10 protein-coding genes and 1 pseudogene are annotated in these 10,859 nt (G+C 70.3%); 5 read left to right on the plus strand and 6 right to left on the minus strand.

Annotation, left to right across the window (positions count from 1 at the left end; all coding sequences use genetic code 11):
- The first annotated feature begins 121 nt into the window (after positions 1-121).
- The 3 genes from ABZ281_RS19820 (at position 122) to ABZ281_RS19830 (ending at position 2,725) form a co-directional block, all read left to right on the plus strand.
- Positions 122-349, plus strand: coding sequence for a hypothetical protein (locus ABZ281_RS19820; protein WP_356657181.1), 228 nt, complete (start codon positions 122-124; stop codon positions 347-349).
- Between the two features lie 142 nt (positions 350-491).
- The gene (locus tag ABZ281_RS19825) at positions 492-1,025 is read left to right on the plus strand and encodes a 2'-5' RNA ligase family protein (RefSeq protein WP_356657183.1); all 534 of its coding nucleotides are present in this window, start codon (positions 492-494) and stop codon (positions 1,023-1,025) included.
- Positions 1,026-1,189: 164 nt separating this feature from the next.
- The gene (locus ABZ281_RS19830) at positions 1,190-2,725 is read left to right on the plus strand and encodes a fused MFS/spermidine synthase (protein ID WP_356657185.1); all 1,536 of its coding nucleotides are present in this window, start codon (positions 1,190-1,192) and stop codon (positions 2,723-2,725) included.
- Between the two features lie 66 nt (positions 2,726-2,791).
- Here the strand turns inward: ABZ281_RS19830 and ABZ281_RS19835 are convergent, their stop codons facing one another.
- Entirely contained in the window at positions 2,792-3,544 is a 753-nt protein-coding gene (locus ABZ281_RS19835) for a hypothetical protein (protein WP_356657187.1), read from the minus strand.
- On the minus strand, positions 3,541-5,922 hold the full coding sequence (locus ABZ281_RS19840; RefSeq protein ID WP_356657189.1) for a GAF domain-containing protein: 2,382 nt from the start codon (positions 5,920-5,922) through the stop codon (positions 3,541-3,543). Before ABZ281_RS19840 ends, ABZ281_RS19835 begins: the two co-directional genes overlap by 4 nt.
- A gap of 198 nt (positions 5,923-6,120) precedes the next feature.
- Here ABZ281_RS19840 and ABZ281_RS19845 point away from each other — a divergent pair, with 198 nt between their 5' ends.
- Entirely contained in the window at positions 6,121-7,242 is a 1,122-nt protein-coding gene (locus ABZ281_RS19845; RefSeq protein WP_356657191.1) for a PP2C family protein-serine/threonine phosphatase, read from the plus strand.
- 61 nt (positions 7,243-7,303) lie between these two features.
- Here the strand turns inward: ABZ281_RS19845 and ABZ281_RS19850 are convergent, their stop codons facing one another.
- The 4 genes and pseudogenes from ABZ281_RS19850 to ABZ281_RS19865 form a co-directional block, all read right to left on the minus strand.
- Positions 7,304-7,714 carry a DUF6069 family protein gene (locus ABZ281_RS19850; RefSeq protein WP_356657193.1) on the minus strand — a complete coding sequence of 137 codons (411 nt, stop codon included), beginning with the start codon at positions 7,712-7,714 and terminating at the stop codon, positions 7,304-7,306.
- Complete coding sequence (locus ABZ281_RS19855; protein ID WP_356657195.1) at positions 7,711-8,322, minus strand: TetR/AcrR family transcriptional regulator; 612 nt, start codon at positions 8,320-8,322, stop codon at positions 7,711-7,713. Before ABZ281_RS19855 ends, ABZ281_RS19850 begins: the two co-directional genes overlap by 4 nt.
- 216 nt (positions 8,323-8,538) lie before the next feature.
- Positions 8,539-8,714: pseudogene (locus tag ABZ281_RS19860) on the minus strand (hydrolase); the annotation flags it as partial.
- Between the two features lie 11 nt (positions 8,715-8,725).
- Positions 8,726-9,064, minus strand: coding sequence for a helix-turn-helix domain-containing protein (locus ABZ281_RS19865; RefSeq protein ID WP_356657197.1), 339 nt, complete (start codon positions 9,062-9,064; stop codon positions 8,726-8,728).
- Positions 9,065-9,863: 799 nt separating this feature from the next.
- On the opposite strand from ABZ281_RS19865, the gene ABZ281_RS19870 reads away from it, so the two are divergent.
- Positions 9,864-10,859, plus strand: a 996-nt coding sequence (locus tag ABZ281_RS19870; RefSeq protein WP_356657198.1) for a HAMP domain-containing protein, incomplete at its 3' end; no start/stop codon positions are given.

Here is a 10,859-nt window from a genome sequence, read left to right on the forward strand (position 1 = left end):
GGTGTTGAGGTGCCGTCGAAGGGACGGGGGATCCGTCGGTCGGCTGTGATCCGCCAGTTGGGCGAGTCGGTTGGCAAGCCGTACCGCGGCACAATGGGAGTGCGACTACGAGTACTTCTGTATGTTCCGTCAGACACTCGGCATGGGCGACCGACTCGCCCTGTTCCACTGCCAGGACTACGCGCTGCAGGACTGGACCGGTGACGGCTCCTACTACAACAACCAGACGCGCGGTACCCGAGCACTGTTCAAGAACCAGAACCGCACCGTCATCGACGTCACCCTCGGAGCTCCCTTCAGCGTGGCGAGCTACGACTGGACCCCCGTCTGGTACGTCAGGCCCTGCTAGGTGGGACAGCCCTGTGGGGGAGTACGCGACATCGCCGGGCCATCCTGTACGTCAGGTCCACTCCATGGGAACGTCCCGGGCCCTCGGGGCCGGCGGCACTGCCGGCGGGGACCGAGTATGTGATCGCCGGTAGGCTGCGGCGGTGCGAACGGTCGAGCTCTTGTTGGACGAGGCGGCGGAGCAAGCGGTCCGGGAGGCCTGGCGGCGGCTCGCGGACGCGGGGCTGCCCAGCCGGGCACGTCACCGCTCACCGACCAACAGCCCGCACATCACTCTGGCCGCTTGCCCGGAACTGACCGCCCCGATCCGCTGGGAGCTCGCCGAGGTGGCCGCCGCCCTGCCGCTGCCGGTGCGGTGCACCGGCGTGGTCCGCTTCGAGCGGCCCACCTCGGTGCTGGCCTGGGGGCTGGACCTCGACCCCCGGCTGGCCGGGCTGCACCGCCGGGTGTGGGAGGCGGTGGCCTCGGACAGCCCGCCCGACACCGTCAACCCCTTTCACGAACCCGGGCGCTGGGCCCCGCACGTCACCCTCGGCCGGACCCGCAGAGCCGGTGCCTTCGCCGACCGGCGCGTCCCTGAGCTGCTGCCGGCACCACCGCTGTCCATTCGGCTGACAACCCTGCGCAGCTACGACACCCGGACCGGCGCCCTGGAGGTGCTGGAACCTCGCCCCTGAGCTCCTTGCCACGGGCCCACTCGGGACGGTCGGCGGCGGGCGCACGCTCCCCCGACGCCCGTACCCGGTCTACTTCTGCCGACTTCAAGTCATGCTGAGGGGCGGAGAGATGAGGATGCGCATGGCGCCGTTGGGTCTGTGAGCTGCGTGCAAGAATGTCGCCCGTGACCGAATCGTCTTCGTCGCCCGCCGCCGAGAGCACGCCGGGCCGTGTCGGTCTGGGCCCTCGTGCCGCCGCGATGCTGGTGTTCGGGTCATCGGCAGCGGTTCTGGTGGTCGAGATCGTCGCTCTGCGGCTGCTCGCTCCCTACCTCGGCCTGACCCTCGAGACCAGCACCATGGTGATCGGCGTCGCGCTCACCGCCATCGCCTTCGGCTCCTGGCTGGGCGGGCACATCGCGGATCAGGTCGATCCCCGTCGGCTCATCGGCCCTTCGCTCGGAGTGTCCGGAGCGGTCGTGGCGCTCACCCCGTCCGTGTTGCGCACCACTGCGGAGTGGGCACCACAGGTGCTCTTGGTGATCGCGTCCGTGACCATCCTGGTGCCGGGCGCGCTGCTCTCCGCGGTGACGCCGTTCGTGACGAAGCTGCGTCTCACCAACCTGGCGGAGACCGGCACGGTGGTCGGCCGCCTGTCCGGAGTCGGTACCGTCGGCGCCATCGTCGGCACCGTGCTCACCGGCTTCGTCCTCGTCTCGCGGTTGCCGGTCAGCGGGATACTGCTCGGCCTCGGAGCACTGCTGGTGGCCGGTTCGGCGTGGGTCGAGTGGCGAACGCGCGGGTGGAGCGGCGCCCCTGCCCTGACACTGATGGTCCTGGCCGGCGGCCTTGGCGTCACCGTCGCACCCGGGGGCTGCGACGTGGAGACCAAGTATCACTGCGCACGGGTCGTCGCGGACTCCGACGGGGGCGGCGGTCGCACGCTGATTCTGGACGGCCTGCGGCACTCCTACGTCGACATCGACGACCCGAGCCATCTGAAGTTCGAGTACGTACGCGCCATCGCGTCGGCCGTGGATGCCGCCTTTCCGCAAGGTGAACCACTGGCCGCTCATCATCTGGGCGGCGGCGGACTCACCCTGCCCCGCTACCTCGCGGCCACACGGCCCGGAACGCGCAGCCTCGTCTCCGAGGTCGACGGCGGGGTCGTGGGCCTCAACCGTGAGCAATTCGGACTGCCGTCGCAGGCCGGCATCGGTGTGCGCGTCGAGGACGGCAGACTGGGTATGCGGCGCCTGGACACCGGCAGCCGTGACCTCGTCGTCGGCGACGCCTTCGGAGGCGTGAGCGTGCCCTGGCACCTCACCACGGTGGAAGCGATGACGGACGTACGGCGTGTGCTCAACGAGGACGGTCTGTACGTCGCCAACCTCATCGATCACGGTGGAATGGACTTCGCACGTGCCGAAGTAGCCACCCTGGGTGAGACCTTCGAGCACGTCGCCGTCCTCGGCGAACCCGCCGACATCGGCCAGGGCCCGACGGCCGACTTCAGGGGCGGCAACCTGGTGGTGCTCGCCTCCGACCGACCGGTCGACCTTCGCGCGACGCAGAAGGAGCTGGACGCCCGGCGGACCGGCTGGAAGATCACCACCGGCGGGGACCTCGACTCCTGGACGGCCGATGCCCCACTGCTCACCGACGATCACGCACCCGTGGACCAACTCCTGCAGCCCTACAGTCCGCAGACCGGCCGGTGACACGGCACGCACGGTTCGGTGCGTCCGCCGCTGGTGGCCGGCGCCAGGGCCGGGCGGTTCGGGCGGTCAGGGGCACGCGTACGTGAAACGGGTGGCAGCCGTGCGCTCGGTCGCGGACAGGATGCGCAGTTCAGCCCGGGCCATGTGGTGTCCCCGGCCCTGGAAGGTCCACCGCAGATGGAGCCGTGCCCGTTTCTGTCCCCGGACCGTCACTTCCTCCAGGACGCCCGAGGCGGTGCCGTCGCTTCGAACCCAGCGGTAGGACAGTGTGCCCGGACGGCCGTTGGTCGTGACGAGGGCGACGATGTGTGCGGTGCCGTCGCAGCCGAGTACCGTCGGCCGGGCCGTGACCGTGATCGCGCCGACCCTGAGAGGCTGCCCGAGACGCTGCCAGGCGAGGAGCGCGAGGACGCAGAGCACTACGAGAACGGGCAGTGCGTGTCTGCGCAGCCGTCGACGCCGGGGTGTGGAAGGTGGTGTGGCGGCGGGCATCCGCTGGGTGCGATGCGCGGGGACGGCGGTCACGCCCGGGCCGAAGCGAAGCACGGTGCCTTCGACGCGGTCGGGTGGCGTCGATCGCTCTTTCGCCGTCTGCTCGACGAGGGTCTCGTCCCCACCGGGGCGCTGTATCCAGTGGCTTGCCAGCACAGTCGCGCTGTACTCGGCGTAGGCCGGGCCCGGCTCGTCGCCCGGGGCGCGGCTGCCGAGTGCCTGGGTCGGCCGGTCGGTGGACCACCGCACCTCGGTGGGCCCGTCTGCGGATCCCGGCGGCGCGTGGGGATCACAGGCGGGAGCGTGCTGATCGTCGTGTGCCGTCATCGGAGGTCGCACTGCCTGGTGAGGAGCTGCTGCGAGGCGCCCCCGTCGGCGGAGTCCGGGGTCGTGGTGGCCTGAACCGCCCAGTAGCACCCCAGGCTCTGGAAGGCGTGGTCGACGGTGAGGGCGTACTGGGTGGCGCCGCTGCGTTCGAAGGTCTGGGACGGCCCGTCCGCAGTGCCCAGCGGGCCCGCCGTTCGGCCCGTGAACCAGGAGACCGTGATCGAGACCGGCCCGGTGCCGTCCGTGGTGATTCCGATGGTGGCCGTGGCGCTCGTAGGACCCGTCTGCCGGAAGGCCGACACCACAACGTCCTTGACGGAGGGTGCGGCAGGCGAGGCGGGCGTGGTGGTCGTGGGTGTCGCCACCGTGGCCGGGCCGCCGGGTGCGGTGGTCACCTGGTCGTCGGAGGGGGTGGCGGGGGCCGGGGGTGCATCCGGGCCGGTGGCCGCCGGGCCCGAGGGCGACGACGGGGTGGGTGACGGAGACAAGCTCGCTGACCCGGTGGGCGTGGTGGACGGAGACGGCAAGGTGCCGGTGGGAGCGGCCGGGTCGGCCGGCCTTTGGCCGGGCCGGGCACTGGTGGTGGCCAGGGCCTGCCCCGCCTGCTGCGCGGCGGCCCCCGGGTCGAACGGGATCCCGAGGGTCAGGAGGACACCGATCAGCGCGGCGCCGGCGGACACGAGCAGTCCCGGCCGATCGGGCAGCCAGGACTGTGCACGGCCGAGCCCCGGCCGGCGGTGCAGGACCGTGCGTGGCTCGGGCATCGCCTGCGGCAGCAGGCTCTGCTGGAGGGTGACGGCCAGGGCGTGCTCGCGGGTGTAGCGGCGGGCGTTGTCGATGCTGATCGCCGCACGGGCCACCAGCTCCTCCGCCAGCGACAGGTCCTCCTCGTTGAACGGCTCATGCTGCTGCCCTCGCCAGAAGCTGGCCATGCCCAGCACGACACCCCGGGCCCGGATCGGCGCGGTGATGAGGGAATGGATGCCGTAGTCGATGATCGCCCGGGCCCGCTCCGGGTCCTGCAGGCGCCAGCTCGTGGCGGACGGCAGATCGCTCACCAACTGGGAGTGGCCGCTGCCGTAGCCGCGTGCCTGGGGAGTGGACGGAGCGTAGTCGAAGAGTCGGCCCTGTTCGGAGAGCGGGTGGTCGTCCCGGATGCCGCTTACGGCCGCGCGTCGCATGTCCGTCGCCGTGGCGGTCGGCTCATCGCCGTGCAGGACGGCGTCGGCCAGGTCCACGGTGACGAAGTCCGCGAAGCGGGGGATGGGGACTCGCGCCAACTCGTCGGCGGTGCGCAGCACGTCCAGGGTGGTACCGATGTGGAGTCCGGCGTCGTAGAGCAGCCTGAGCCGCTCCCGTGCCACCTCGGCCCTGCCGGTGACCGCCTGTAGCTCGGTGGAGTCGCGCAGCGTCACCACGGTTCCCTTGGGACCTCCCCTGTGCTCCGTGGGCCGTTGGTTGACCGCGAGGAGCCGCTCTCCCGCGAGGTGCACCTCGTCGGTCGCCTCGCGTCCGGAGGTGAGCAGCGCCCTTGTCTCGGGATCGAGGCCCGGCAATCCCGAAACGAGCCGTCCCTCGATGTCCGGGGGCAGCTCCAGCAGCCGTCTGGCCTCATCGTTCGCCAGCATCAGCCGCCCGTCGGCGGCCACGATCAGAACCCCTTCCCGCACGGAGTGGAGCACCGTGTCGTGGTGCTCGTACATCAGGGTCATCTCATCCGGGGCCAGGCTGTGTGTCTGCCGCCGCAGCCGCGTGCCCACCAGCGCCGTCACACCGGTGGACAACGCGAGCGCTCCGGCCCCGGCACCCAGGATGATCGGTAGTTGCCGGGTCAGCTGACTTTGGACGTTCTTGACCTTCATCCCTGCCGAGACGAGGCCCACCACCTCGGCGTCGGCGTTCTCGATCGGGACCGTGGCCTGCACTTCGCGACCGAGCGGGCCGTCGACGCTCTCCACGAAGACCTTCCCCGCCAGCGACGGTCCGATCTCGCCCACGAACCGCTTTCCGATTCGGTCCGGCAAGGGGTGCGTGTACCGGATGCCCTTGGTGTTCATGACCACGATGAAGTCGACATCGGCAGCCCGGCGCCCCGCCTCGGTGAGCGGCTGGAGAATCTTGCTCGGATCCGGGGCCTGCAACGCCGCCAGGACGCCTGGTGAGTGCGCGAAGGTCTGCGCCACGGCCGTGGAGCGGCGCCTGGCCTCGGCATTGGTGTCCCGCTCCGACTGCAGGATGAGAGCGACAACGCCGCAGGCCACGAGCAGCACCACGAGAGCCACCTGGAAAATCAACACCTGCCCGGCCACACTCCGCGTGGTCCTGCTGATCACGCGCTTGACCGATAGGTGCTGAAAGCGGGCGAAGCGATTCGCCATGCGACCTTTTTAACACTGGTGATCCCGAGCGGCCAGGGCCCGCATGATCCATACCTGGTCGGCGCGGGAATCTGTGGAGGTCATGCGAGGTGCACGGCCTCGGCTCCTCCGGGCAGGGCTGTCCGCCGCAGAGCGTGCGGCGTATGACCCTTCTCCGCGCCAGAGTCCTGTTGAGGTCGATATCATGCATTTGTGATCATGTCTGCACGGTTGAGGCGCCGTCGCCCCGCCTACGGCGGCCGATGGGAAGCCGCCCGGCTGTCACCCGTGGTCCTGACCGTCCTCATCGCCGTCCTGGCGTTCTCCACACCCCGGGAGATCGCCATCAGCCGCCTTCTGCCCGCCGCACCAGCCCTAGCCGCGGCGATGTGGCCCGTGCTTCCCACGATGCTGTTGGGGGCGTTCTGTCTGCTGCTCATGACAGTCCTCAGCCTCTTCTACACCGATCTGGGGACGCAGTACACGTCGGCCGCCATCGTCGCTGTCACGTTGGCGGCCGCGTACGGGAGTCATGTCCGACTTCAGCGAGAGGAAGTGCTTTTCCAGCTCAGGCTCGTCGCCGACACGGCCCAGAAGGTTCTGCTGCGCCCGCTGCCGCGCCGCATCGAGGACCTCGAGATCGAGTCTCTGTATCTGGCGGCCCAGGAGCAGGCCCGGATCGGCGGCGACTTCTACGAAGCACTCGGTACACCGCACGGGGTCCGGCTGCTCATCGGCGACGTACGGGGCAAGGGCCTGTCCGCGGTGGGGGTGGCCTCGGCGGTGATCGGCAGCTTCCGGGAAGCGGCGTACGACGAGCCCGACCTGCAGGGCATCGTCCATCGCCTGGAAACCACCGTCACGCGGCACGGCGCCGCGTTTCCCGCGCAGGACCAGCCCGAGCACTTCACCACCGCTCTCCTCGCCGAGATCCCGCCCGACGGCGGTCACATTCGGCTTCTCAACTGCGGTCATCCGCCGCCGCTGATCGCGCACTGCGGGAAGGTCCGGGTCCTGGACCCCGCCGTTCCCTCCCCGCCCCTCAATCTCGCGTCGCTCATCGGTGATCGCTACTGGGTCGACAGCGTCGCCTTCTCCCCGGGGGACCAGTTGCTGCTCTACACGGACGGCGTATCGGAGACCCGGGATCACGCCGGCCGGTTCTTTCCGCTGCCGGACTGGATGCAGCTGCAGGACCTGGAGCAGCCCCGCGCGCTGCTCGGCGCGCTGCACCGGGATCTGCTCCGGCACAGTGGCGGAAGGCTCGACGACGACATCGCGGCCCTCACGCTGAGGCGCTCCGACGTGGAGGAACGGGGAGCTGCCGACGTGGAGGGCTGACGGCGGTGCCGGTTCGGCCGCTCGAATCCGGTACGGCCTGCGGCCCACGTGCTGCCGACGTTCACCCCCTGGCCGCTCCGGCTCTCACCTCGGGCGATCTGCCACCCAGCCCCGGGATCAGCACCGCCGCCACCGCCAGGTGCATCAGCGCGAGGGAGACCCTGGTGCCGCCGTCCATGCCGCCACCGAGGAACGGCAGGAAGGACAGGGCCAGTACGGCCCCGGCCACCCCGGTCCAGATGGCGCGGGCGCGCCGCGCTCCGAACCGCTCCAGGGTGGACAGCAGTCCCCAGCCGGAGAGCGACGCGACCAGGGCGACGACCGCCACGGGCACGGCGCCGATGGCGAGAGTCTGCTCGCCGTCGGCGATTCGCAGCCGGTGCCCCAGCAACGGGTCCGCGACCACCCACACCAGGACGGGGGCCAGGACGGTCAGGGCCGTAACTCCCAGGCGCCTTGTCCGTGGACTCACTCGGCGCTCCCCGAGAGCGCCCCGTGCAGGAAGACCTCCGCCAGCTCCTTCGGGGTCAGGTCGGGCTCGTCGTCCGTACGAGGCTGGGTGAAGAGCAGCCCGAAGAAGAGGGCCGCGATCTGCTCCGGCGGTCGGCGCAGGGCGGCCTTCTCGGGTTCCAGCAGCTCCGCGAGGGCCGCGCGGATACGGGCCGTCGACTCCTCGCGGCCCGTGCCGCGCACCGTGCCGGGGTGTTTGCCGCCGCGGTGCCCCAGCGAGCCGAGGATCGCGCCCATCCTGGACAGGTGCGCCTGCAGCGCCTCGGCCGCCTCCGCGAGCCGGTCGGGCAGCGGCTGGGATACGTCGATCGCGTCGAGCTCGCGGACCGCGTGCTCGGGGGAGAGTGCCGTGGCCACGCAGGCCTGTAGCAGCTCGTCCTTGTCGGCGAAGACCCGGAAGATCGTGCCCTCGCCGATGCCCGCGGCGCGGGCGATCTTCGCGGTCGTCACCGCGGCGCCCAACTCGGCGATCAGCGGGATCGCGGTCTGGATGATCATTTCGCGGCGCCGCTCCGGAGACATGCCGGGGGCGCGGCGGCGGGTGGTCTGGTTCTCCTGGGGTGCTGTCATGACTACGAGAGTACGGAGTGAGTCCTCACTCCGTCAATGAGTGAGGACTCACTCCGTGCTTTCCCGCCCTGGTGCACATCACCCCCGCCTACCGACGCTCCTTCGGCCGCCACGGGCGGGGACCCGGATGCCGCGGTCCAGGTGCAGACTGAACGATGCCGACCCCGGTCGCGCCCGGTCCCGGTCAGTCACTGGGCGTCACCGACGTCCAGCCGGTCAGCCGTACATCGCCACGCGGTACAGAGCCACCAGCGCGTCGTCGATGGGATGGCTGCGGCCTGCCGGAGGCGTCGAGCCTGTTCCATCTCTGCATGTTCACCGCGGCGGACATCTGACGCCTGCGGTCGGCACGGGTCATGGCCAGCCCCTCCACCGCCCCAGACCGTGCCGCCACCCGTTGCCACTACGGGGCGACCGGTTTCCTGACACGGTCGGACTCGTCCTGGACGAGCAGGGAGAGCAGGGAGAGCAGGGAGGCCACGGAGAGGCCGGCCTCGGCCGGGTGGCGCAGCACCTTGTCCGGCTCGATGCGGTAGTTGTTCGTGCGCCCGTCCCGGGTGTGGGAGAGGTAACCGTCCTGCTCCAGATCGGAGATGATCCGCGAGACGGCGCGTTCCGTCAGCCGGCAACGGGCGGCGATGTCACGGATGCGGGCGTTCGGGTTGTCGGCGATGGCCGCCAGTACGCGCGCGTGGCTGGTGATGAACGTCCATCCGCTGTGGGACTCGGGCACTCCTGCCATGCCCAGCATTTTAGGGGGCAGCATTGTAGGAACGTAGATACGTGACATGCTTTTCATGCAACTGATGACGTGCTCCCATCGGGGAGAGCCACAGGAGGAGCCCGAAGGTGCCCTGGGACAAGGCCGGTGCGCCGGCGCTCCCGCGCGACACCGGCGCCGAGCCGCTGCCGGAGCAGGCCACCAGGCATGCCCCCGAGGTGGCCGCGGTGCGGCAGTACCAATGACTCGGGGCCTGGGTCGTCGTCGCCCGCGGCTCCTACGGCGTAGACCCGATCGGGCCATTGTCGGATGCCCTGGGGGTCGCGGTCAGGGAGCATCAGAAGGTGGTCCCGGGACGCCTCCGGTATCACCTTCGCGGACTCGACGCTGCTCAATCTGCTGATCCTCACCCATTAGGCGGGCACCCCGCGCGTGGTCGCGCCGTCACCTCAGCTCCGGCGACTCTGCGAGATCACCGGAGTCGACGGCATCCTGGAGATGTGGACCTCGGTGGATGACGCCGCCGTCTCCTGAGCCGCCCTTCGCATGGCAAGGGTGGGGAAGGGTCTTCCCCGGCGCGCCGGGGCGGTGTCACAGGCTGCGGGAAACGGCTGGTGGCGCCGCGTCGCTGTTCGGCCGAGGATGGCGGCTCCTGCTTTGTTGAGGGCTTGAAACGTGAGTTAACCTGCGGCGTATTTCCACACCACATCCACATCTGTGACCGTGGAAACACATGCACGACAACCGGGCCGCACGTCGACCCGGGGGGTTCCGAGTCCTCGGTTTTCGAGGGCTCTTGGGGAGCGGAACGAGGGTGCGCATGACCAGCGACAGCACTGGGGTCGTCGATGCGGTGCCGGGCGACCAGGAGTTGCGGCGGCTGCTGGCCGGCCTGACAGCCGTACGCGACGGCGACTTCGGTACCCGGCTGCCGGTCGACGCGGACGGCCTCATGGGCGACATCGCCACGGTCTTCAACGGCATGGTCGACCAGTTGTCCGTGTTCACCTCCGAAGTCACCCGGGTCGCGCGCGAGGTCGGCACCGAGGGAACGCTCGGCGGGCAGGCGGAGGTGCCGGGCGTCTCGGGCACCTGGGCCGACCTGACCGACTCGGTCAACGCCATGGCGGGCAACCTGACCAGCCAGGTCCGCGACATCGCCCAGGTGGCCACGGCGGTGGCCAAGGGCGACCTCTCGCAGAAGATCGACGTGCCCGCCCGCGGCGAGATCCTCCAGCTGAAGGAGACCGTCAACACGATGGTCGACCAGCTGTCCGCGTTCGCCGACGAAGTCACCCGCGTCGCCCGCGAGGTCGGCAGTGAGGGACGGCTCGGCGGTCAGGCGCAGGTTCCGGGCGTGGCCGGCGTCTGGCGCGATCTGACCGACTCCGTGAACCACATGGCGGGCAACCTCACCAGCCAGGTCCGCTCCATCGCCCAGGTGACCACGGCGGTCGCGGAGGGCGACCTGTCGCAGAAGATCACCGTGGACGCGCGCGGGGAGATCCTGGAGCTGAAGAGCACCATCAACACGATGGTCGACCAACTCTCGGCGTTCGCCGACGAGGTCACGCGAGTGGCCCGCGAGGTCGGCACCGAGGGCCGCCTCGGCGGGCAGGCGGACGTCAAGGGCGTCAAGGGCACCTGGCGCGACCTCACCGACTCCGTGAACTTCATGGCCGGAAACCTCACCGGCCAGGTGCGCAACATCGCGCTGGTGGCCACGGCGGTCGCGGAGGGCGACCTGTCGCAGAAGATCACCGTGGACGCGCGCGGGGAGATCCTGGAGCTGAAGAGCACCATCAACACGATGGTC

This window comes from Streptomyces sp. NPDC006265 (assembly GCF_040613555.1).
GTDB lineage: Bacteria > Actinomycetota > Actinomycetes > Streptomycetales > Streptomycetaceae > Streptomyces.

Bases quoted from the DNA above. Each gene is read 5' to 3' on its own strand.
- ABZ281_RS19865 (WP_356657197.1), bottom strand. From the start codon at position 9,064: ATGGCAGGAGTGCCCGAGTCCCACAGCGGATGGACGTTCATCACCAGC.
- ABZ281_RS19840 (WP_356657189.1), bottom strand. From the start codon at position 5,922: ATGGCGAATCGCTTCGCCCGCTTTCAGCACCTATCGGTCAAGCGCGTG.
- ABZ281_RS19835 (WP_356657187.1), bottom strand. From the start codon at position 3,544: ATGACGGCACACGACGATCAGCACGCTCCCGCCTGTGATCCCCACGCG.
- ABZ281_RS19855 (WP_356657195.1), bottom strand. From the start codon at position 8,322: ATGACAGCACCCCAGGAGAACCAGACCACCCGCCGCCGCGCCCCCGGC.
- ABZ281_RS19820 (WP_356657181.1), top strand. From the start codon at position 122: ATGTTCCGTCAGACACTCGGCATGGGCGACCGACTCGCCCTGTTCCAC.
- ABZ281_RS19845 (WP_356657191.1), top strand. From the start codon at position 6,121: ATGTCTGCACGGTTGAGGCGCCGTCGCCCCGCCTACGGCGGCCGATGG.